Here is a 23291-nt window from a genome sequence, read left to right as displayed (position 1 = left end):
GCCATGATGTCAAAGACGGCATGGATTGGGAACATGTTAGCGAATGTGCAACTTTGGAAGGGGGGCAGTTCGCGTGATAGCGACAGTCTTGGCGCAAAATTGCTAGTGCGCCCAGATTTCGCCAAAATCTCTTCGGGCAATTAAATTGAGACATTCGCACTGGTTACGACAGCGCCAGTTGCGGCCAGGATGAAGGCCAGGCCCTCAATATTCCTTCTCGTAGAAGATGCCGCCCTTGGCTTCGCCGGCGTCCGTCGCCTCGCCGCGCAATTTGACGCCGCGCCCGACATTGAGATCGATGGTCGCCTTGCCGGAACCCGGCTTGTCGCCCTTCTGGATGGTCACATAGGTGCGGTCGTTCAGGTACTTGCCGGCCGAGACCGCCGTGCCGCCCTTATCATCGGTGGTCACGTCGAGGTCGTCGACGCCGATGGCGCTGCGCAGGTTTTCCAGAAGCGACGTCGAACCGCCGACGCCGGCCAATTGTCCGGCGGCCTCGGCCAGCTGCGCGATCTGCAGCGGCGACAGGTTCGACATCGACCGCCCGAAGATCAACTGCGCCAGCACCTCGTCCTCCGGCAGCGCCGGCACCGAACTGAAGGTGAATTTGGGATTGGTCGCCTCGCCCGACACCACGATGGTGACGGTCGCGCCGGTCGTGGTCGTCGTCGCCGTCAGATTGAGGTAAGGCACCAGCGAACCCGAGAACCCGACCGTGCCTTCGGTGAAGGTCAGCCGCTTGCCAAGGATCGACAGCCGGCCGCGCTGCAAGGTGAAGGTGCCGACGGCTTGCGGCAACGAGGCCGGGCCGGTTAGCTTGAGCGAGCCACCGAATTCGGCGTCGACACCCCTACCCTGGATGAAGATCTGGTTCGGCGCGTTGACCGTGACGTCGAGCGCAAGACCGCTGCCACCGCTCTTGCCGCTGGTTGTGGCCGGGCGCAGCGCCTTGTCCTGCGCCCTGACCGGTCCCGGCGCATTCTTGTGCTTGACGTCGAGCGCCGAGAGCGAGCCCGGCAATTTGTCCGGGACCGTGATGACGGTCTTGGCCAGGTTGACGGTGCCGGCAATCGCCGGTGCCGAAGTCAGCGGCCCCTTGATCGTCAGGTCGCCGCCAAGGTTGGCGGTCACCACGCGACCGTCCGTATAACGACCGTCCGTGAGCTTGATCGACAGGTCGGCCGGGAATCCTTGCGCCGGATTGATGCCGACCGTGCCACTGGCCGACAGGCTGCCGCGCGTCGACAGGGTTCCGGTCAACCGATTGACCCTGGCAACGCCATTGCCGATCGAGACATCGGCCGCGATATCGTTGATGGCAAGGCCCGAGCGTGCATCGACCAGCCGCGCGCCTGAGGTTTTGACGCTGCCGCCGATCACCGGAGATGTCGCCGGACCACGCACCTGGACATTGACGTTGGCGTTGCCGGTCAGCGACAAGCCCTGCGCGGCAAGTTTCTCGCTGAGAAGGCCGAATGGCACCGCACCGTTGAAGTCGAGCGCCAGCGCCTGGGTGCCCACCGTCGTCACCGTGCCGCCGCCCTTGAGCCCAAGGCCGGCCCCGTCGCTGATATTGGCGTTGAAGGCCAGCTTGTTGCCGGCAAAGGTGCCGGATGAGGAAACGTTCACCGCGCCGACGCCCGCGCCACGGGTCTGCGATGTCTGCACGCCGGCCGCGTCTATGTTGAAGGCAACTGCGGGGCTCGCCGATGCGCCCGTCACCTTCACAGTGCCGGAAATGGAACCCGCGGCATCGAGCCCGGGCGAAAAACTGTTGGCGAGCGACATCGGCACGCGCGCCAGCACCGCATTGATGTCGAGCGCCTGTCCGACCTTGCCGGTCACCGTCGCGGTGCCGCCGCCAAGGTTGAGCACCAGCCTGTCCAATGTCGTCGTGCCGTTGGCGATGCTGACGGTCGAGGCCTGGGCGATGGCCGCCTTGATGCCCTGGACGGTCGCCTGCCCTGAAGCGAGCTCGATCGCTGTGGTGCCGCCGGCCACCTTCACGCGGCCGGCAGCCCTGGCCGGAATGCCCTTGACCGTGGCGCCGCCGGAGAAGCCGGTCCAGTCGCCGTCGCGCCTGAGGTCGACGTCGATGCCGCTGATCACGGTGCCGCCCGATGTGACCGTGTCGGCGCGGATCTTGCCGGAGACGACTGGCGCCGCAAGATAGTTTGCGATCAACGCATCGATGGAAACTGCCTTTGCCTGGAGATCGCCACGCGTGATCGAGGCGGTAGCCGCCTTGATGGCGACCTGGGGTGCCGCGCCATTCCTGGAGAAGGCGATCGTGCCGCGAACGTCGCCTTCGGCTTTTTCCAGTGCCAGCGCGGCAAGCGGCCCGATGTCGGGAAGGTCGAGCGAAATGGTGCCTTCAGGCACGAACTTGTCGTCCAGCGCCAGATCGCCCGAGATCCGGTTCTTGCCCAGCGACAGCAGCAGGCCGTTGACGGCGCTCTTGCCGTTCGCCGTTGCCAGCACGGCACTCCCCTGCAGCGCCTGCCCGGCGACGTTGCCAGTGAGTTGGACATTGGCCGCCGGATTGGCGGCATCGACCTTGCCGGTAGCCGTGAGCTTCAATCCGGTGATCTCGCGCGATGCCACCGAGAGCCTGTCGCTGTTGACGGTAAGCGACAGGTCGGGCGCCATGGCCGGCCCTTGCGCGCTCAACGCGAAGGCGATGGCGCCCGTGGCATCCTTCGACAATGGCGAGATGTCGCTCAGCGTCCCCCTGATATCGGCGGTTATCTTGTTGTCGGCAAGGCTTGCCTGTCCGTCGGCGCTCAGCGCGCCGGAAGCCAGCTTCAATCCACCGATGTGGAGATTGCCGTTGGGTTCGCGCTTCAGCGTGGCGCTTATCTGGGCGCGGTCGCCAAGCATGCCGCGTGCCGCCGCCGGCAAGGCCGACGATGGCGCATCCGCCTTCAGGTTGAGATCGATGGCACCGTCACGCAGCGATACCTGGCCGGCCACCTGGCTGCTCAGCGCATCGCTTTTCAGCGAGCCGTTGTCGATGACCACAGTGTCGGTGCTCAGCCGAGCGCTGAGCGCGGCCGTGACCTTGCCGGCGATAAGCGGCGCGATCGTTGGATTGTCGAGCCCAACCTTGTCCACCGATACCGTTCCGGAAACCGGCCCGGCGCGATTCCGGAGATCGAATGCGTCCGAGTGCAGTGCCAGGGTCAGTCCGTCCACCTTCGCCGGGCTGGTGACGACCGAGGGCAGGATCATGGAAAGGTCCAGTCGGGCATGCGTGCTTTCGCCCGCGATTTTAGCCGATACTGATCGGACCTCGATCTTGACGGGGCTCTCGGCGCTGCCGACCGTCAGCGGCAGGCTGGGGCCGGACGAGGTCAGATCGATGGCAAAATCGCTCGCCCCGTTCGGATTGATGGTGCCTGTCGCCTGCCCGGAGACCTTGTCGCCGGACAGGGTTGCATGGTCGAGGGCGACGCCGCCGGCGATCGTGTAGCTGCCGGCCGCATCGACGGCGAGCGGTCCGAGCCCTGCCTGGCGGGTCTGGCTGGTCTGGGCACCGGCCAGTTTCGCGTTGAACCGGATATCGGGAGTTGCCGGCGCTCCGCTCACTTCAGCGATACCGTCAAGCGTTCCCGTGGCATCCAGGCCAGGCGAAAACGCATTGGCAAGCGCTGCCGGCAAGGCGGAGACCTGCGCCGCCAGATCGAGCGTCTCGCCAGCGCTGCCCGACAGCGCCACCTTGCCGCCGCCAATATCGAGCACCAGCTTCTCGATCTTGGCCGTACCGTCGGCGATGGTCAGAGCCGACGGTTCGGCAATCGCCGTCTTGATGCCACGAACGGTGGCGTCGCCCGAGGCGATCTCGACGCTGGTGGTGCCCTCGGCGATCTTCACCCGGCCGGCAGCGGTCGCAGGAATGCCCGCTATGGTCGCGCCACCAGTGAAATCGGTCCAGTCGCCGTCGCGCTTGAGGTCGACGCCGATGCTGCTGATTTCCGTGCTTCCCGAAGTGACCGCATCGGCCTTGATGGTGCCCGAGATCGCCGGCGCCTTGAGATAATTGGCGACGAGCGCATTGATGGCGATCGCTTTGGCCGTCACCTCGCCACGCGCGACCGACGTGCTTTTGGCATCGATGGCAATGGACGGTGCATCGCCGTCCTTGGCGAACAGGATGGTGCCGTTGATGTCGCCGGTCACCGCCTGGCCGGCGAGCGCGGCCAACTGGTCGATGGCAGGTGCGGCGAGCGTCAGCGTGCCCAGGGGCATGAACTTGTCGTCGAGCGCCAGGTCGCCTGAGACCTTGTTGTCGCCCAGCGACACCAGGAAGCCATTGATCGAACGCTTGCCCTCGCTGGTCACCAGGGCCGCCTTGATGTCGAGCGGCTGGTCGTTGACGGCGCCGGTCAGCGAGACGTTGGCGGAAGGGTTCGTTATGTCGGCCTTGCCGCTCGCGCTCAGCTTGATGGCCTTCACCGTGCGGCCCGAAGCGGTCAGGCTCTCGCTGTTGGCGCTAACGGTGAAATCCGGCGCGGTCATCGCGCCGCTTGCCGACAGCGCGAAATCGACCCCGCCGGCAACCGGCACGCCGACCGTCGGCGACAACACCGAAACGTCGCCCAATTTGCCCTTGATGTCGGCCTGGATGTCAGTGCCTTGCATGCTGGCCGTACCGCTGGCGCTGAGCGATCCTGAAGTGAGTTCGATGGAATTCGCGGCGAAAGATCCCTGCGGATCGCGCGATGCCGTGGCCGAGAATTTCACCCGCCCGCCGAGCACCGAGGCGATCTGCTGGGGAAACGCGGTCGCCACGGCATCGGCATTCATTTTGAGCTGCATCGACATGTCGGCGAGCGCCACCGTCGCGGTCAGCGAGGCATTGACCGCATCGGAGCGCAGCGTACCCTGATCGATGGCAATAACGGCGTCCTTGCTGATCGAACCGGCCAGATCGACATTGACCTTGCCGGTGATCAGCGGCGCCAACGTCGCGACGTCGGTTTTCAGGCCGCCCGCCTCCAGCTTGACGGCAACCGGGCCGGCGCGGTTCTGGATATCGAAACCATCGGAATGGATTTGCGCCGCCAGATCGTCCAGCCGCGTGCCGCCGGCGACGATCGAAACGAAGGAGGCGCCGATGTCGACGATCGGCGCCTTGCCGTCGCCGAAGGCGCGCGCGGTGGCGTTCTTGATCGCGAGCGTGATCGGCTGCGCCTTGCTGCCGACGCTGATCACCACGGGCGGGCCCTTGGCGGCGAGTTCGACCGACAGGTCGCTGGCGCCGGCAGGATCGGCAATGCCGGACGCGGTGCCGTGCACAGCATCGCTCTCGATGCTGGCCCGGTCGATGCTGATACCGCCGACCGACGTGGCGGTGCCCGCGACATCGAAGCTGGTCTTGCCGGCAAACAGGGGCTTCAGGTTTTCCGGCAGGAAGCGCGCAAAATCGCCGTCACCCTTTGCTTCGACATGATTGCCCTTGTCGGTGAGCTGGTGACGGCCGGTGAGTTGGGTGACGATCCGATGGTCGACGAGGAAGGTGCCGACACCGCTCCAGTTGGCAAGCGGCCCACTGCCCGAAACCACGATATCGACTGGTGGCGCATCCGGCAGCTTGAGCAGGTTGGCAATGATGCCGCCGGCCGGCTCCGATGCCTTGAGGTCGAGGTCCAGCTTGTTATCGGCGGGTGCGAAATGGATCTTGGCGTCGACATTGCCCTGTTTGCCGTCATGACGGGTGACATTGAGCACCGTCTGGACCGCCAGTGGCGCGGCATCGGCCTTGAGCATTCCCTTGGCCGCGAGCTCGGCGATGCCGCTGCCGGCCAGTTGCTGGCCAAGCGCGATTTCCGGCAGTTCGATCTGCTTGATGTCGATGGAGACCGGCAGCGTCGTCGTGCCGCTCTGCGCGGGCGGCTGCGTACCGGCCACCGGCAGGCGCGCCAGTTCGACGCGATCGGCGGCGATGCGTTCGGCGTTGAAGCTTTTGGACAAAAGCGCGGTTGGCGACCAGTCGACGGCCACCTTGCGCGCCACCAGCCAGGCGCCCTCACGGTCCTCAAGCACGACATGGTCGACGCTGAGATTACCCGACCAGATGCCGTTAATGCCGCTGACGGTGACCTTGCGGTCGTCGCTTGAAGCCAGCCGAGAAATGATGCCGGCGAGGTTGTCGCGCCCGCGCTCGGTCTTGGTCAGCACGACCAGCGCGCCGATCGCACCCGCGACCACGATCAGCAGCGTGTAAAGGACAATTCGAAGGATGCGCCAGACCGTTTTCATCGTCAGAACGCCTGTCCGATGCCGGCATAGATGCCGAAATGCGGATCACCTGGGTCGCGGTTGAGCGGCACGGCCGCATCGATGCGCAGCGGCCCGAACGGCGTGACGTAGCGCAGGCCGACACCGGCGCCGACCTTGACGTCGGAAAAGTTGGGAACCGACTTGGTCGACACGGAGCCGGCATCGACGAACGGCACGATGCCAATCGTGTCGGTGACGGCGATGCGCATCTCGACCGAAGTCTCGAAGAAGGACAGACCGCCGATCGGCTGGCCGGTGAAGTCCTTCGGGCCGATACCCTGATAGGCATAGCCGCGCACCGAACCGCCGCCGCCGGAATAAAAACGCCGGTCGGCCGGGACGCTCTGCAGCCCGGTACCGACGATCGAGCCTACCGCGACACGTTCGGCCAGCACGAACTTCGAGGCCGTGTCCAGCGATTGATAGGCCGACCCTTCGCCCTTCAGCTTGAGGAAGGCCGCACCGCTCAAAATGTCGTAGCTCGGCTCGGCATAGGCCAGCAAACGGAAGCCGGTGGTCGGATTGAGCCGGTTGTCTCTGTTGTCATAGACATACTGCAGCGGAATGCTGGCGATCAGGTATTTGTGCTTGCCGAAGGCGTCGTGAATGCGCGAATAATCGAGCGCGACCTCGGCCGACACGGTCTGCTTCTTATCGAGTTCATAGGACAGGCCGGTGCTGCCCTTGACCGAGAAATGGTCGTAGGCGTCGGGATGTTCCAGCACCGTCTTGACGCTGGCGAAAAACTTCGACGCCGGCCCGATGACGCCGGGTTTCTCGAACATGATGCCGGCGTTGTAGTTCAGTTCGGACAGATTGTTGCTGCCGATGCCGCTGATGGCACCGTCGATGCGCAGCTTTTCGGCACGGCCAAACAGGTTGCGATGGCCCCAGTAGCCCTCCAGGCCAAGCCCCTCGGTGTTCGAGAAGGTGCCGCCCAGCCCGAAATAACGCGGCTTGCGCTCGCTGACCTGGACGCCGATCGGGATGTTGCCGTCGGCGTCGAGCTTGTCGGCTTCCTTGAAGGTGACACTGTTGAACACCTCGAGCGCCAGCAGCCTGTCGCGCGCGTCGCTGATCTCCTGCGGCGAGTACTGCTTGCCGCGCTTCAGCCCGGTCATGTATTCGGTGAAGTCGCGGTCGACCTTCTCGGTGCCTTCCACCGTGGTCGCGCCATAGCCGGCTACCGGCCCGGCCGCGACCGTCAGCGTCACGTCGAGCGTCGAGGTGGCATGGTCGGCGACGATCTGCCGGCCGGTCACCTTGGCCAGCGGCCTGCCCTGCTCCTTCAGCGTCCGCACGATCAGCGCCTCGGCCTTGAGCACCGCGCCCGATCCGGCGTCGCCGCCTGATATCAGCCCATAATCGGCGCTCATCAGCCCCGCCGCGTCGCCTTCCAGCCTGATGTTGCCGAGCGTGAATTTGGGGCCGGCCGAGATGGCGATCGTCACGGGAATGGGCTGCGGCCCCTTGAATTCGGCGTCCGGCGGCAATTCGTCGAGCGGCTTGCCGTCAATGGTGACGGTGACGACGCCTTCATAACGGGCATCGGCATAAAGGGCGGCGACCAGCTGTTCACGGTCGCTGCGTGCCTTGGCCATCAGCCCGAGCGAGCCCGAAACCGGCCGGTCCTCGTCGCCTTTCAGCGCCGAGGCGTTTTCGAGCTTCTTGACCAGGTCCTTGTCGGCATCGGGCGCGGAGATGGTCACCGCATAGCGCAGGGGATCGACAATGTCGGCGTCCTCGTCGCTGGACGATCCCCACAGCTTGATGCCGAAAAGCTCGAATGCGGCCGCCGGCCTCGATTCGCAAAGCAGCGCCATCGAGCACATCATGGCCAAAAGCAGGGCGCGCGGAAGCACGCGCCCTGGCGCGATCCCTCCTGACATCTGCTCTTCATACGCCGGCATTAAGACAACCTAGTTCGTAAAACTAAAATTGGAATGAAGTTCTGAAGCGCTCGTAAAGGGGCCACAATCCAATTGTCTGAAATAGGACGGGCTTGGAATTCACACCTTCTGCGTTTCCGCAAGAAAGCGTGATCCCCTTTCCCATGGAGGTTACTGTCCGCATACCGGTCCTTGGCCGGAAAATAAACCGTTGGCAGGCGGCACCTGCCGCGTTCGCGCGTTGACAAGCCCGACTGAAGCTTGATCATGCCCGGACGTCTGCAATTGTCTGGAGGGTGTAATGGCAATGCGCGCGGCTCGTGGTCTGTCGATTCTCGTCCTTTTTTTCCTTGCCTGGGGTAGCGTCGCGCAAGCGGCCGAGGCCCGGCGGATCGCGACGACGGACAATTCCGATTATTTCGGCTTCGATCTCCGGTCCGACCAGAACGTCACGCTCGACCAGTGCAAGACGACATGCCTCGGCGATCCCGCCTGCCGCGCCTTCACCTACAACACCAAGGCAAAATGGTGCTTTCTCAAATCCGACTATAACCAGTTGAAATCCTTCACCGGCGCGGTCGCCGGCAAGGTCGTCAACATGGACGGCGATCCCGATATCGGCGCCCCGCCAGAACTCGCCTTCTTCCCCACCTGGATGGCCGACCAGGCCCAGCAATACCGCAACAAGCTGCTCGGCCCGGCCTTCGACAAGCCGACAGAGGGCATGGCGGCGCTGACCAATGCCGCCGAACAGGCCGTATTGACCGGCGACCATCGCTCCGCCATGCAGAAATACGAGGCCGCGGTCTCGGTCATGCCTGACGATGGCCAGCTCTGGCTCAAGCTGGCGCGCGAAACGCTGGCCGTGCAGCCTGCCGCCAACACCTCCGAAGCCTCGACTTTGCCGGCAAACGGCACGTCGGCCGCCTTCAACGCCTATAAGCTGCTGCGCACCACCAAGACGCGCGCCGAAGTGCTGGCGCTGCTCGGCAACGGCCTCGACAAGCGCGATCTCTACCGGCCGGCGCTGCAGGCCTATGAGGCCAGCCTTGCGCTGGAAAGCTCGCCCGCGGTCCAGGCCGACTATGCCGATCTGAAGGCCCGCAAAGGGTTCCGCGTTGTCGATCACAGCATCGATGCCGACACCAGCGCGCCGCGCATCTGCGCGCAATTCTCCGAGGATCTGGTCAAGACCGGCGTCGACTACGCGCAGTTCGTCACCGTCGACAACGCGCCGCCGAAAGGCGTCGAGGCCAAGGACAAGCAGATCTGCGTCGAAGGCCTGGAGCATGGCCAGCACTACGACGTCACCTTCCGCGCCGGCCTGCCGGCGGCGATCGGCGAAGTGACCGCCGCCCCCGTGGTGCTGTCGATCTACGTGCAGGACCGCGCGCCGTCCGCCCGCTTCACCGGCGACAGCTTCGTGCTGCCGGCCGGCGCGCGCCGCGGCATCCCGGTCGTCACCGTCAACATGAACGCCGCCGAAATGAAGCTCTACCGCATCGGCGACCGTTCGCTGGCGCAGCTTCTGTCGGGCTACCAGTTCCTGCACCAGCTCGACGGCTATGACATCTCCAACATTTCCGAGCAGATGGGCGCACCGGTCTGGCAGGGCCAGCTCGACATCGGCAACGACCTCAACAAGGAAGTCACTACCTCCTTCCCGGTCGACGAAGCGCTGCCGCAGCGCAAGCCCGGCGTCTATGTGCTGACCGCGCAGCCCGTCAACGACAAGAGTGACGACTACGGTTCGCTGGCCACGCAGTGGTTCGTCGTCTCCGACATCGGCCTGTCGACCTATACCGGCCAGGACGGGCTCAATGTCTTTGCCCGTTCGCTGGGCAGCGCCAAGCCGATTGCCGGCGCCGAACTGACGCTGGTTGCCAGGAACAACGAGGTTCTCGGCACCGCGACGTCGGATGCCGACGGCCACGCCGTTTTCAACCCCGGCCTGACGCGCGGTGACGGCGGCATGGTGCCGGCCGTGCTGATGGCCAAGCAGGGCGATAATGACTTCGTCTTCCTCGACATGGCCAAGGCCGGCTTCGACCTGTCCGACCGTGGCGTCACCGGACGCGCGGCACCAGGCGCGCTCGATGTCTATGCCTGGACCGAGCGCGGCATCTACCGCGCCGGCGAGGACGTCCATGTCGCCGCCCTTGCCCGCGATGGTGCGAGCAAGGCGGTCGAAAACCTGCCGCTGACCTTCATCTTCTCGCGCCCCGATGGCGTCGAGGACCGCCGCATCGTCAGTGACGGCGCCTCGGCCGGCGGCCATGCCGTCGACCTGCCGCTCGAACCCAACGCCATGCGCGGCACATGGTCGGTGTCGATCCACACCGATCCCAAGCAGCCGGCGGTGGCCAGCCAGATGTTCCTGGTCGAGGACTTCGTGCCGGATCGCATCGAATTCGACATGAAAGCCGACAAGCAGGAGATTGCGCGGGGCGAAACCGCCAACATCGACATCGACGGCCGCTTCCTCTATGGCGCGCCGGCGGCGGGCCTTGCGCTGGAAGGGGAGTTGACGCTGTCGACCTCTCGTGACTGGGACCGCTTTCCCAACTTTTCCTTCGGCCTCGCCGACGAGCAGTCGGCGGAGCCGACGGTCACGCCGCTCACCGACCTGCCGGTGGTCGGCGATGACGGCAAGGCGACCTTCCCTGTTGCCGTCGACCAGTTGCCCTCGACCACCAAGCTGGTCGACGGCAAGGTGACGGTGCGCATGCGCGAAACCGGCGGCCGCGCCATCGAGCGCTCGCTCAACATCGGCATCCGCCCGCAAGGCCATATGATCGGCATCCGACCGGACTTCGCCGATGGTGAAGTGCCGCAGGGCGGCACCGCCAAGTTCAGCCTGATCGCCGTCGACCCCAACGGCAAGCGCGAGGCGCTGAAAGACGCGCAGTGGACACTGGTCAAGGTCGAACGCAATTACCAGTGGTACCGCTCCAACAACTCCTGGAACTATGAGCCGGTCTCCTTCACCAAGTCGATCGCCAACGGCCAGGTCGACCTCGGCGCCGACGGCGACGCAACCGTCTCCGTGCCGGTCGATTGGGGCCAGTACCGGCTCGAGGTCGAGACATCCGATCCCGAGGGGCCGGCGACCAGCTACGAGTTCGACGCCGGCTGGTATGTCGCCTCGACGACCACCGAAACGCCTGATGGCCTTGAGATCGCCCTCGACAAGGACAATTATGCCGCGGGCGAAGTGGCGAAGCTGAAAATCTCGCCGCATTTTGCCGGCGAACTTCTGATCAACATCGGTTCCGACAAGCTGTTGAAGACCATCACGGCGACCGTACCGGCAGGTGGCGGCACCGTCGATATCCCCGTCGGTGACGATTGGGGTGCCGGCGCCTATGTCACGGCAACCCTGTTCCGGCCGGGCGATGCGCAGGAAACGCGCATGCCGGCCCGCGCCATCGGCGTGAAGTGGCTGACGGTCGATCCGGGCGCCAAGAAGCTCGCCGTCACGCTGACGCCGCCCGAAAAGACCGTGCCGCGCCAGCAGCTGTCGATCCCGGTTTCCGTGGCCGGCGTGCAGCCGGGCACGAACGCCTATGTCATGGTTGCCGCCGTCGATGTCGGCATCATCAACCTGACCAACTACAAGGCGCCGGATCCGGAGAACTGGTTCTTCGGCCAGCGCATGCTCGGCATGGAGATCCGCGACATCTACGGCCGCCTGATCGATGGCTCGCTGGGCACCACCGGCAAGCTCCGGACCGGCGGCGACGGCGCCAATATGCAGGCGCAGGGCAGCCCGCCCACCGAAAAGCTGGTCGCCTTCTTCTCCGGCATCGTCCAGCTCGATGCCGACGGCAAGGCGCGGATCGACTTCGATATCCCGCAGTTCAACGGCACCGTGCGCGTCATGGCCGTCGCCTGGACCAAGGAAGCGGTCGGCCATGCCCAGGCGGACGTGATCGTGCGCGATCCCATAGTGATTACCGCCGGCCTGCCGCGCTTCCTGGCGCCTGGCGACAACGCCGTCATGCGCCTCGACGTGGCCGACACCGACGGCCCGGCCGGCGACTACGCGCTGTCGATCGATACGACGGGCGACCTGTCGACGGGCGACAAGCCCCTGCCCCAGAAGCTGACGCTCGCCCAGGGCAAGCGCCAGACGCTGACCGTGCCGCTGATCGCCAGGACAGCGGGCGATGCCTCGCTCACCATCAAGCTGGCGCACGCCGACGGCACCAAGGTCGAGCAGACGCTCTATGTGCCGGTGCGCCCGGCGCAATTGCCGGTCACCACGCGCCTTGTGGTCGACCTCAAGGGCAATGGCGGCGCGCTGCGCGTCGACAAGGAACTCTTGGCGGCCAGCCTGCTCGACGGCGCTTCGGTCAGTGTCGGCGTTTCGCAGGCGGCAGCCTTCGACGTGCCCTCGCTGCTGATGACACTTGATCGCTACCCCTATGGCTGCGCCGAGCAGACCACCAGCCGCGCCATGCCGCTTCTCTACGTCAACGAGATGGCATCCGGCGTCGGCATGGAAAGCGACCCTGACCTGCACGGCCGCGTCCAGGACGCAATCTACAAGGTCCTGAGCTACCAGTCCTCGAGCGGCAGCTTCGGCCTGTGGGGCCCGGGCTCCGGCGACCCGTGGCTCGACGCCTATGTCAGCGAATTCCTGACCAGGGCGCGGGAGCAGAAATACGACGTGCCGGCTCTGGCGATGAACCAGGCCCTCAACAACCTGCAGAACTCGCTCGGCTACGACCAGAGCGTACAGGACCGCGGCAGCGAGATCGCCTACGCCCTCTATGTGCTCGCCCGCAACAAGAAGGCCTCGATCGGCGATCTGCGCTATTACGCCGACACCCAGCTCGAAGCCTTCTCGAGCCCGATGGCCGTTGCCCAATTGGCGGCGAGCCTGGCGCTCTACGGCGACACGCAGCGTTCAGAGGCGACGTTCAAGACCGCGCTGCAGCTCGCCAAGTCGAGCACGGAGTACGACTGGTACCGCTCCGACTACGGTTCGGCGTTGCGTGACGGCGCGGCGATGCTGTCGCTGGCGGCGGAATCGAAGCCGGTATCGACCATCGTGCCCGAGCTGATCAAACTGGTGACCAGGGAACGCGCCGAAGCCCGCTGGACCAGCACCCAGGACGATTCCTGGATGCTGCTGGCGGCGCGCGCGCTGAAGGAGGGCAACGACTCCATCGCGCTCACCGTCAATGGCGCGCCGCATTCCGGCGGCTATTCCAACCAGGTCAACGGCTCCGAACTGGTCGACAGCCCGCTCGAAATCGCCAACACCGGCAAGACCCCGCTGCAGGCCGTCGTCACCACCGTGGCGTCGCCGATCCAGCCCTTGCCGGCCGGCGGTGACGGCTTCACCATCAGCCGCACCTACTACAAGCTCGACGGCACTGAAGCCAATGTGACCGAGGCAACCCAGAACGAACGCTATGTCGTCGTGCTCAAGGTCACCGAGCAGAACAGCTGGCCGTCGCGCCTGCTGGTCACCGACCTGTTGCCGGCCGGCTTCGAGATCGACAATCCAGGCCTGGTCTCCAGCGCCCAGTTGACGAACTTCTCCTGGCTGGCACAGACCGACGCCGCGCATCTGGAATTCCGCGACGATCGCTTCGTCGCGGCATTCAACCCGGCCGATGGCGACCACGACCACAATCTGACGCTTGCCTATGTCGTGCGCGCCGTGACGCCGGGCACCTATGCCCATCCGGCGGCAACGGTGGAGGACATGTACCGTCCGCAATATTCGGCCCGTACAGCTACCGGCATGATGGAGATCAAGGCACCGTAAGGTGCCTTGGCGGAAATGAACGTGAGGTTCGCGCCGCCCCTCATTGCCCTGCCGGGCATTTCTCCCCGTATAGAGACGGGGAGAAAGAAGCCTGCACCAAAGCTTTCGCCAGCTTTAAACGTCGCAGGAAAGGCGCCAATGCATGCCACAGCTCCCTTCTCCCCGTCACTAAACGGGGAGAAGGTGGCGGCAGCCGGATGAGGGGCGGCGCCATGCTTTCCAAGAAACTCCTCCGTCGCGCTGCCATCGCAGTTGCCTCCCTTGCCGCCTTCTTCACGATTGCCGCCGCCGCCCTCTGGCAACTCGACCGCGCCTTCCCGCCCCCGCTTCCTGAAAGGCTCACCGTCTCCACGGAAGTCCAGGACCGCGACGGCCAGCTGTTGCGCGCCTTTGCCACACCGGACGGCTACTGGCGGCTGGAAACCCGGCTCGACCAGGTCGACAAGCAGTTCGTCGACATGCTGGTCACCTATGAGGACAAGCGCTTCTGGGACCATGAGGGGGTCGACGTGCTGGCGCTGGCGCGCGCCGCCGGCCAGTTCGCGACCAGCGGCCACATCGTCTCCGGCGGCTCGACCCTGTCGATGCAGCTCGCCCGCCTGATCGAGCCGCGCGAGAGCCGCAGCCTCGGCTCCAAGCTCAAGCAGATGCTGCGGGCCATCCAGATCGAGCGGCGGTTGTCGAAGCGCGAGATCCTCGAACGCTATCTCACAGTGGCGCCGTATGGCGGCAATCTGGAGGGCGTGCGTGCCGCTTCGCTCGCCTATTTCGGCAAGGAGCCAAAGCGGCTCACCGTTTCCGAAGCCGCGCTTCTGGTGGCCCTCCCGCAATTGCCGGAAAAGCGCCGTCCTGACCGCAACCTGCAGATCGCCCACGCAGCTCGCGACCGTGTGCTCACCCGCATGGTCTCATCAGGCCTGATCGGCGAACGCGAGGCCGCACGCGCGGCGCTTGACGATGTGTTGGGCCTGCGCCGGCGCTTGCCGGCGCTCGCCGCGCATGCCTCTTACGCGATGCTGCCCAAGGCCGTCCCCGGCCAGCCGCTCAAGCTGACGATTCGCAAAAGCGTCCAGCAGGGACTGGAGCAGGTGGCCCGCGACGCCGCCACCAGGCTCGGGCCGCGTCTGTCGGTCGCCATGGTGCTGGCCGATGCCCGCACCGGCGACATTCTGGGCGAAGTCGGCTCGGCCAATTTCTTCGATTCCAGCCGTTCCGGCTGGATCGACATGACCAAGGTCGTGCGCTCGCCCGGCTCGACGCTGAAGCCGTTCATCTATGGCCTCGCCTTCGAACAGGGACTGGTGGCGCAGGAGACGCTGATCGAGGACAGCCCGGTCGATTTCAGCGGCTACAGACCCAAGAATTTCGACATGGGCTATCAGGGGGATGTCTCGATCCGCCAGGCGCTGCAATTGTCGCTCAACGTGCCGGCGATCCGGGTGCTCGACGCGGTCGGTCCGGCGCGGCTGACGGCACACTTCCGCCAGGCGGGCGTCAACCCGATCCTGCCGGTCAATGAGGCGCCGGGGCTGGCCATCGGGCTTGGTGGCGTCGGCGTCACGCTGCGCGACCTCGTCCAGCTCTATACGGGGCTCGCCAATGGCGGCAAGACGCACTCGCTGCGCGACGGCACCGAACCGGCCGATGCCGTGAGTTCGACCGCCACCATCCTCAGCGACCAGGCCAATTGGCAGATCATCGACATCCTCTCCGGAGTAAAACCGCCGGAAGGTGCCTTGCAGCGCGGCATCGCCTACAAGACCGGAACCTCCTACGGCTACCGCGACGCCTGGTCGGTGGGCTTCGATGGCCGCTATGTGCTGGGCGTCTGGGTCGGCAGGCCCGATGCCGGCGCGGTGCCGGGCCTCTCCGGCTATGTCTCGGCCGCCCCGATCCTGTTCGAAGGCTTTGTCCGCTCCGGCCTCGCCACCGTACCGCTGCCAGGCAAACCGCCCGGTGCCTTCACACCCAAGCGCGAGGACCTGCCTGTGACGCTTGCCCGCTTCGGCGCCGGCGCGGATGGCCTGGTGCAGGCGACGCCGACCGAACCGGCACCGAGCATCATCTTCCCGCCGGACGGCGCCCGCGTCGATCTCGCCACCAACTCGGCCGACGCCTCGCCGCTGGTGCTGAAATTGCAGGGCGGCCGCGCCCCGTTCCGCTGGCTGGCCAATGGCAAGCCCCTCATCGGCCTCGACCGCCGCCGCACCGCGACCTGGCTGCCCGACGGCGCGGGCTATTCGACGCTCACCGTCATCGACGCCGCAGGACGGGCTGCCAGTGTGAAGGTCTTCGTCCAGTGAAAGCGATCCTTGAATAGAATGCGCCAGGCGATTCAGCGCATTGGCTTTTGTGCGCTGATGATTGCCGGCTCGGCCCTGCCGGCGCCTGCCGATCCCCTCCCCGCGGGTTTCGTTCGCCTCGCCGATGTCGCCCCATCGATCCGCCAGGACATTCGCTACGCCAACGCCGACAATTTTCTGCACCGCAAGGTGAATGGCTATGACGCGCCGGTCTGCATTTTGACCCGGGAGGCCGCCGAGGCACTCTCCAGAGTCCAGCGGGCGATCGCCACCAGAGGCCTGACGCTGGTCGTCTTCGACTGCTATCGCCCTGCCCGCGCCGTTGCCGACATGGGCGAATGGACGGCCGCGGGTGGACCGCCGGACCCGCAATGGTATCCGACGGTCAAGCGTGGCGATCTCATCGCCAAGGGCTATGTCGGTGATCGGTCCAGCCATTCGCGCGGCTCCACCGTCGATGTTGCCATCGCGCCTGTCGACAGTACGCCCGTGCCAAAACCGGCCTGCGGCGCGATCGATGCCGACACCCTCGATTTCGGCACCGGCTTCGATTGTTTCGACCCGATGAGCGAGACCGCGCATCGCCCGCCCGGCGCCGAAGCGGCGGCAAACCGAAAGCTGCTCGTCGATGCCATGCGTGCTGGCGGGTTCAAGAACTACGCGCGCGAATGGTGGCATTTTGCGCTGGCCCGCGAGCCGTTTCAAAAGCAGCGCTTCGATTTCCCGGTGACCGTCGAGTAACCTGCCCAACCAGCCTTGCCCAACCAGCCTTGCCCGGCAACCGCGCATCCCTAGATAGGCCGGATGTTGGGCCGACTCCGGCGCGGAGCGACCGCGAGCAAAATAGTTCTCACAACAGCGACAGATCGCCGAAGATTTTCTTCAGAAGGACAAAAAAGGCAACATTCAATGCATCTTATTTCTATCAATTCGCTAGATTTGGCGCGGGTTCAACGGAGGCAGAAATGACCAAACCTCATTTCAGGAAACTGCTCGGCGCACTGGTCGCCACATCTATCCAGTTCGGCACGCTCGGTTTCGCATTTGCCGACACCACCATTCTCAATGTGTCCTACGATCCGACGCGCGAGCTCTACAGGGCCTATGACGAGGCCTTCGCCGCGCATTGGAAGGCGGAGACCGGCGAGACGGTGACCATCCAGCAGTCGCATGGCGGATCGGGTGCCCAGGCCCGCGCGGTGATCGATGGCCTCGACGCCGATGTGGTGACGCTGGCGCTCGAAGGCGACATCAACGCCATCGTCTCGAAGTCAAAGAAGATCAATCCAGACTGGCGCACCAAATTCGAAAACAATTCGGCGCCCTACACCTCGACGATCATCTTCCTTGTCCGCAAGGGCAATCCCAAGGGCATCCACGACTGGAACGACCTCGTCAAGGACGGTGTCCAGGTGATCACGCCCAACCCCAAAACCTCGGGCGGCGCACGCTGGAACTATCTCGCGGCCTGGGCCTATGCCAACGCCAATGATGGCGGCGATGAAGCCAAGACCAAGGACTTCGTCGGCAAGCTCTACGCCAATGCTCCCGTGCTCGACACCGGCGCGCGCGGCTCGACCGTGACCTTCGCGCAAAAAGGCCTGGGTGACGTGCTGATCGCCTGGGAAAACGACGCCTATCTGGCGCTCGACGAGTTCGGCGCCGACAATTTCGACATCGTTTATCCGCCGACCTCCATCCTGGCCGAGCCACCGGTGGCCGTGGTCGACGCCAATGTCGACGCCAAGGGCACACGCAAGGTGGCCGAGGCCTATCTGAGCTACCTCTATTCCAAGGAAGGCCAGACCATCATCGCCAAGAACCATTATAGGCCGTCCAAGCCCGAACTGGTTCCGCCCCAGGATCTCGCCAAGCTGCCGCCGATCAAGCTGATCACCATCGACGATCCGCTTTTCGGCGGCTGGAAGAAAGCGCAGCCTTATCATTTCGGCGACGGTGGTATATTCGACCAGATCTACAAGCCGGCCCAGTGAGCTAAACCTAGATCGGGACGACATGACCACAGCACCCGCGCGGGCGGGGTGGCGGTTCAGACAGCCGAGCGTCATTCCGGGTTTCGGATTGACGCTCGGCTTCTCGCTTGCCTACCTCACCCTCATCATCCTCATCCCCCTATCCGGGCTGATCTGGCGTTCGGCCGCTCTCGGCTGGGTCGATTTCTGGGCCATCGCCACCGATCGCCGCACGATCAACGCCCTTCGAATCAGCTTCGGCACGGCGTTCATCGCGGCTGTCGTCAATGTCGTCTTCGGCACGCTCGTCGCCTGGGTGCTGGTGCGCTACCGTTTTCCGGGCCGCCGCATCGTCGACGCCATGGTCGACCTGCCCTTCGCCCTGCCGACGGCTGTGGCCGGCATCGCGCTGACCACGCTCTACGCGCCGAATGGCTGGATCGGCAAATTGCTGATGCCGCTCGGCATCAAGGTCGCCTACACGCCGCTCGGCATCGTCATTGCGCTGATCTTCATCGGCCTGCCCTTCGTCGTGCGAACCGTGCAGCCGATCATGGAAGAGATCGACAAGGAAGTGGAGGAAGCCGCAGCCACCCTCGGCGCCAGCCGCTTCCAGATCATCACCCGCGTGCTCTTTCCCGGCCTGGCGCCGGCCATCATCACCGGCTTCTCGCTGGCCTTCGCGCGCGGCGTCGGCGAATACGGCTCGGTCATCTTCATCGCCGGCAACCTGCCCTACAAATCCGAGATCGCGCCGCTTCTGATCGTCATCCGGCTCGAGGAATACAATTACCCGGCGGCGACCGCGATCGCCGCGATCATGCTGGCGCTGTCGTTCATCATGCTGTTGATCGTCAATCTGGTGCAGACATGGAGCCGCAAGCGCTATGGCTGATCCCGAGATCAAATCATACGAACCGTATCATGAGAGCCGCTCGGCGGCGGTGACCGAGAGCCGGCCGGCACGCGCCGTGCTGATGGCCATCGTCTTCGTCTTTCTCGCCGTCTTCCTGCTGCTGCCGCTGATCATCGTTTTCAAGGAAGCTTTCGCCAAAGGCGTCGGCACCTACCTGCAATCGCTAAGCGATGCCGACACGCGTTCGGCGATCCGCCTGACCTTGCTGGTGGCCGCGATCTCGGTCCCGCTCAACATCGTCTTCGGCATCTCGGCCGCCTGGGCGATCGCCAAGTTCGAGTTCAAGGGCAAGGCCTTCCTGACCACGCTGATCGACCTGCCCTTCTCGGTTTCGCCGGTCATTTCGGGTCTGGTCTACGTGCTTCTCTTCGGTGCTCAAGGGTTGCTCGGCGAATGGCTGAAGGCACATGGCATCCAGATCCTGTTCGCCGTGCCGGGCATTGTGCTGGCCACCGTCTTCGTCACCTTCCCCTTCGTCGCGCGCGAGCTTATCCCGCTGATGCAGGAGCAGGGCAATGGTGACGAGGAGGCGGCGCTGTCGCTTGGCGCCAATGGCTGGCAGGCTTTCTGGTACGTGACCTTGCCCAACGTCAAATGGGGGTTGCTCTACGGCGTGCTCCTGTGCAATGCGCGCGCCATGGGCGAGTTCGGCGCGGTTTCGGTAGTGTCGGGCCACATACGCGGCCTGACCAACACCATGCCGCTGCATGTCGAAATCCTCTACAACGAGTACAACGCCGTCGGCGCCTTCGCCGTCGCTTCCTTGCTTGCCGGGCTGGCGCTCGTCACGCTGGTCTTGAAAACACTGCTCGAGATGCGCTACGGCGCCGAACTCGCCGCGACGCGCGGACATTAGAAGGTTCATTGCATGGAAGTTCGCGTTGCCAACGTGCGCAAGGAGTTCGAGCGGTTTCCGGCGCTCCACGACGTCTCGCTCGACATCAAGTCGGGCGAACTGATCGCGCTGCTCGGACCGTCCGGCTCCGGCAAGACGACGCTGCTCAGGCTGATCGCCGGACTGGAGCGCCCGACGCGTGGGAAAATCTTCTTTGGTGACGAGGACGCTTCGCAGAAATCGATCCAGGAGCGCAACGTAGGCTTCGTCTTCCAGCACTACGCGCTGTTCCGCCACATGACGGTGGCCGACAATATCGGCTTCGGCCTCAAGGTGCGGCACGGGCCGACGCGGCCGTCGACCCCCGAAATCCGCCGCCGCGCCTCCGAGCTTCTCGATCTTGTCCAGCTTTCAGGGCTGGAGAAGCGCTATCCGGCGCAGCTTTCGGGCGGCCAGCGCCAGCGTGTGGCGCTCGCCCGCGCCATGGCCATCGAACCCAAGGTGCTGCTGCTCGACGAGCCGTTCGGCGCGCTCGATGCGCAGGTGCGCCGGGAACTGCGTCGCTGGCTGCGCGAAATCCATGACCGCACCGGCCACACCACCGTCTTCGTGACCCACGACCAGGAAGAGGCTTTGGAGCTTGCCGACCGCGTCGTGGTGATGAGCCAGGGGCGCATCGAACAGGTCGGCACCGCCGACGACATCTACGACACGCCGAACTCGCCTTTCGTCTACGGCTTCATCGGTGAATCCAGCTCCCTTCCCGTCAAGGTCGAGAATGGCGAGATCTGGCTGGCCGACCGTCCGATCGGATTGTCGGCGCCGCATGCGCCCGAGGGCGACGCGATGCTCTACTTCCGGCCGCATGACGTCGAACTGCTGGACGGCTGCAGCGGCTGCATCGCCGGCACCGTGGCCGCCAGCCGCCGCGTCGCCGGCACAAGGCGCGTCGAGCTCGAGATCGGCGGCGAACGCCAGCGGGTCGAGATCGAACTGCCGGTCGATCATCCGGCGGCGCAGAAGAGCCGCGTGGCGTTCCGGCCGGGGCGCTGGAAGCTGTTTCCGGCTGCGTAGCGATAGGACCGCCGTCAATCCCTATCCCGGTCGAGGGCGGCCGCCTACCCTTTCACCAGGCCTTTCAACGACAGCACCAATGTCATGGGATTTTTCGGGGAAGCCGCAAAGCCATGGCGCTCATAAAAGGCTTTCGCTTCGTCCGATATCGCATGAACAAAAATTCCGCGTATCCCGAGGATCGTCGCGGCTTGACCGGCGCGCAGGACGGCATCTTGCAGAAGCGCTGCACCCAGTCCCTTCCCTTGCCAGCCTGTGTCCACCGCGAGACGCCCGAGCACGACCATTGGAATGGGATCCGGCATGTTGCGCCGAATAATGCCGGGCGCTTCCGCCAGGTCAAGCCCGCCCGAAGACAGGCAGTAGTAGCCGACAACGCGTATGCCTTCCGCGACCACATAAGTACGAGATGCGCCACTGACCTGGTTGGCCCGTGCGCGGCGGCGAAGCCATTGGTCGAGACTTTCCGTTCCGCTTTGGAAAAGTTCGAGATCGTGGTTCCCGGCCAGCGGCGTGGGCGCCGACAGCATCAGTCCTGCCATGGCTTGGGCACGTTCATAAGACGCGCAAAACCTTCCCCGCTTGGCGGTTCATCGAGGATGTCGAGATAGTGCCGGTAACTCTCGGCATCCACCTTGATCAGTGTTTGGTCGAGGAGCGTATCCTCGGCCGCGCGGTAGGCGGCATCGATCATGAAATCGGAACGGGTTTTCCCGCGTAGCTTCGCGGCGCGGTCAATCAGTATGCGCATATCCTCGCGAATGCGCAGATTGACAGGCTTAGCGTGAGTTTTGGCTGCGGCTTTCGCCATGGAGGGCTCCTTTCCTTCACCATAACATGCCGCATACACAATGTGTATCTATTTGTCCTTTCCATTGGGAAAAGGTTGACGTGAACCGAGCTCCAATATGATGCCGCTCAAAAGAAAAACCTAGGATCAGCCTGTCTGGGAAACGGTTTTCTAGCAACGAGTGCCAGGCCCTGAATCTATGCCTCGCCGCCCCTTTGTACCCTCGCTATGCTCGAACGATAAAACATTACATCCGGAGCCCTTTCATGAAGCGATTTTTCCTCGGCGTTGCCGTCGCAGCCGGCCTCATCCTCGCATCCTCCCAGGCCTGGTCGGCCGACAAGCTGCTCAACGCCTCCTATGACGTCGGCCGCGAACTCTTCGTGCAGGTCAACAAGGCCTTTATCGCCAAGCATCCGGGCGTCAGCATCGACCAGTCCCATGCCGGCACCTCGGCGCAGGCGCGTGCCATAGCCGAGGGCCTCGGCGCCGATGTCGTCACCTTCAACCAGGTCACCGATGTCGACTTCCTGGTCAAGAAGGGCCTCGTCTCGGCCGACTGGCAGAAGGATTTTCCAGACAACGCCTCGCCCTTCTATTCGCTGCCTTCGTTTCTCGTCCGCGCGGGCAACCCCAAGCACATCAAGGACTGGAGCGACCTCGTGCGCGACGACGTGCAGGTGATCTTCCCCAATCCGAAGACGTCGGGCAACGCGCGCTACACCTATCTGGCGGCCACCGCCTACGCCAAGGAAGCCTTCAAGGGCGACGACGCCAAGGTGAAGGAGTTCATCACCAAGCTGTTCAACAACGTGCCGATCTTCGACACCGGCGGGCGCGCCGCGACCACCACTTTCGTGCAGCGCGAGATCGGCGACGTGCTGATCACCTTCGAATCCGAGACGCGCGGCATCCGCAAGGAATATGGCGACGACAAGTTCGAGCAGGTCACCCCTTCGGTCAGCCTTCTGGCGGAATTCCCGGTGGCGATCGTCGACAAGGTCGCCGACGAACACGGCACGCGTGACCTCGCCAAGAGCTATCTCGACTTCCTCTATACGCCCGAGGGCCAAGGCATCGCCGCCGAGAATGGCCTGCGCGCACGCGACGCGGCTGTAGCGGCCAAATACAAGGCCGATTTTCCGGACGTGCGCCTGCTGACGGTGGAAGACGTCTTCGGCGGTTGGGACAAGGTCCAAAAAGAGCATTTCGCCGCCGGCGGCCTGCTCGACCAAGCTTATGGCAGCCGGTAAAGTTTCAGCGGTCCGATAGAAAGATCAGGAGAGCCGGCCCCGGGGCCGGCTTTTCTTGTCTAGGCAGCCGATAGGCAAATCCGGCGCCCTTCGTGCAAAACGTTACAAACAATCAACGCGTATGTGCCAAACATGCCTTTCCAATGGCTTGTTTTCGCGAAACGGCAGGGTGGAAGCAATGCCGTCATCATTTG

General features: G+C 64.5%; 12 protein-coding genes. 8 read left to right on the top strand and 4 right to left on the bottom strand.

Annotation, left to right across the window (positions count from 1 at the left end):
• Positions 1–204: 204 nt before the first annotated feature.
• Positions 205–6261: a translocation/assembly module TamB domain-containing protein gene (locus tag FJ936_RS24190; RefSeq protein WP_141907093.1), complete on the bottom strand. Its 6057-nt coding sequence runs from the start codon at positions 6259–6261 to the stop codon at positions 205–207.
• A 2-nt stretch (positions 6262–6263) separates the two neighbouring features.
• Positions 6264–8192 carry an autotransporter assembly complex family protein gene (locus tag FJ936_RS24185; protein ID WP_140790291.1) on the bottom strand — a complete coding sequence of 643 codons (1929 nt, stop codon included), beginning with the start codon at positions 8190–8192 and terminating at the stop codon, positions 6264–6266.
• A 280-nt stretch (positions 8193–8472) separates the two neighbouring features.
• Between FJ936_RS24185 and FJ936_RS24180 the strand changes: the two genes are divergently transcribed.
• The 7 genes from FJ936_RS24180 (at position 8473) to FJ936_RS24145 (ending at position 21054) form a co-directional block, all read left to right on the top strand.
• The gene (locus FJ936_RS24180) at positions 8473–13953 is read left to right on the top strand and encodes an alpha-2-macroglobulin family protein (RefSeq protein ID WP_141907092.1); all 5481 of its coding nucleotides are present in this window, start codon (positions 8473–8475) and stop codon (positions 13951–13953) included.
• A gap of 212 nt (positions 13954–14165) precedes the next feature.
• Positions 14166–16256, top strand: coding sequence for a penicillin-binding protein 1C (gene pbpC, locus FJ936_RS24170; protein WP_246680525.1), 2091 nt, complete (start codon positions 14166–14168; stop codon positions 16254–16256).
• Between the two features lie 18 nt (positions 16257–16274).
• The gene (locus FJ936_RS24165) at positions 16275–16997 is read left to right on the top strand and encodes a M15 family metallopeptidase (RefSeq protein WP_140790297.1); all 723 of its coding nucleotides are present in this window, start codon (positions 16275–16277) and stop codon (positions 16995–16997) included.
• A 224-nt stretch (positions 16998–17221) separates the two neighbouring features.
• Positions 17222–18250, top strand: a complete 1029-nt coding sequence (locus tag FJ936_RS24160) for a sulfate ABC transporter substrate-binding protein (RefSeq protein WP_140790299.1) — start codon at positions 17222–17224, stop codon at positions 18248–18250.
• A gap of 22 nt (positions 18251–18272) precedes the next feature.
• Entirely contained in the window at positions 18273–19124 is an 852-nt protein-coding gene (gene cysT, locus FJ936_RS24155; RefSeq protein ID WP_015317127.1) for a sulfate ABC transporter permease subunit CysT, read from the top strand.
• Positions 19117–20001 carry a sulfate ABC transporter permease subunit CysW gene (gene cysW / locus FJ936_RS24150; RefSeq protein ID WP_015317126.1) on the top strand — a complete coding sequence of 295 codons (885 nt, stop codon included), beginning with the start codon at positions 19117–19119 and terminating at the stop codon, positions 19999–20001. The genes cysT and cysW overlap by 8 nt, the downstream gene beginning before the upstream one ends.
• Positions 20002–20013: 12 nt before the next feature.
• The gene (locus FJ936_RS24145) at positions 20014–21054 is read left to right on the top strand and encodes a sulfate/molybdate ABC transporter ATP-binding protein (protein ID WP_015317125.1); all 1041 of its coding nucleotides are present in this window, start codon (positions 20014–20016) and stop codon (positions 21052–21054) included.
• A 44-nt stretch (positions 21055–21098) separates the two neighbouring features.
• Here the strand turns inward: FJ936_RS24145 and FJ936_RS24140 are convergent, their stop codons facing one another.
• Positions 21099–21584, bottom strand: coding sequence for a GNAT family N-acetyltransferase (locus FJ936_RS24140; RefSeq protein WP_140790414.1), 486 nt, complete (start codon positions 21582–21584; stop codon positions 21099–21101).
• A complete protein-coding gene (locus FJ936_RS24135; RefSeq protein ID WP_140790301.1) occupies positions 21584–21865 on the bottom strand; it encodes a DUF1778 domain-containing protein in 282 nt (93 codons plus the stop codon). The genes FJ936_RS24140 and FJ936_RS24135 overlap by 1 nt, the downstream gene beginning before the upstream one ends.
• Positions 21866–22110: 245 nt before the next feature.
• On the opposite strand from FJ936_RS24135, the gene FJ936_RS24130 reads away from it, so the two are divergent.
• On the top strand, positions 22111–23097 hold the full coding sequence (locus FJ936_RS24130) for a sulfate ABC transporter substrate-binding protein (RefSeq protein ID WP_140790314.1): 987 nt from the start codon (positions 22111–22113) through the stop codon (positions 23095–23097).
• Positions 23098–23291 lie beyond the last annotated feature (194 nt).

It is taken from the genome of Mesorhizobium sp. B2-4-13 (genome assembly GCF_006658535.1).
GTDB lineage: Bacteria > Pseudomonadota > Alphaproteobacteria > Rhizobiales > Rhizobiaceae > Mesorhizobium > Mesorhizobium australicum.
Note: the sequence above shows the minus strand (reverse complement) of the source record. Positions and strands in the feature narration are given on the sequence as shown.

Coding starts and splice junctions, on each gene's coding strand:
- FJ936_RS24160 (WP_140790299.1), top strand. CDS start 17,222: ATGACCAAACCTCATTTCAGGAAACTGCTCGGCGCACTGGTCGCCACA.
- FJ936_RS24190 (WP_141907093.1), bottom strand. CDS start 6,261: ATGAAAACGGTCTGGCGCATCCTTCGAATTGTCCTTTACACGCTGCTG.
- FJ936_RS24185 (WP_140790291.1), bottom strand. CDS start 8,192: ATGCCGGCGTATGAAGAGCAGATGTCAGGAGGGATCGCGCCAGGGCGC.
- FJ936_RS24140 (WP_140790414.1), bottom strand. CDS start 21,584: ATGCTGTCGGCGCCCACGCCGCTGGCCGGGAACCACGATCTCGAACTT.
- FJ936_RS24180 (WP_141907092.1), top strand. CDS start 8,473: ATGGCAATGCGCGCGGCTCGTGGTCTGTCGATTCTCGTCCTTTTTTTC.
- pbpC (WP_246680525.1), top strand. CDS start 14,166: ATGCTTTCCAAGAAACTCCTCCGTCGCGCTGCCATCGCAGTTGCCTCC.
- FJ936_RS24145 (WP_015317125.1), top strand. CDS start 20,014: ATGGAAGTTCGCGTTGCCAACGTGCGCAAGGAGTTCGAGCGGTTTCCG.
- cysT (WP_015317127.1), top strand. CDS start 18,273: ATGACCACAGCACCCGCGCGGGCGGGGTGGCGGTTCAGACAGCCGAGC.
- FJ936_RS24130 (WP_140790314.1), top strand. CDS start 22,111: ATGAAGCGATTTTTCCTCGGCGTTGCCGTCGCAGCCGGCCTCATCCTC.
- FJ936_RS24165 (WP_140790297.1), top strand. CDS start 16,275: ATGCGCCAGGCGATTCAGCGCATTGGCTTTTGTGCGCTGATGATTGCC.
- FJ936_RS24135 (WP_140790301.1), bottom strand. CDS start 21,865: ATGGCGAAAGCCGCAGCCAAAACTCACGCTAAGCCTGTCAATCTGCGC.
- cysW (WP_015317126.1), top strand. CDS start 19,117: ATGGCTGATCCCGAGATCAAATCATACGAACCGTATCATGAGAGCCGC.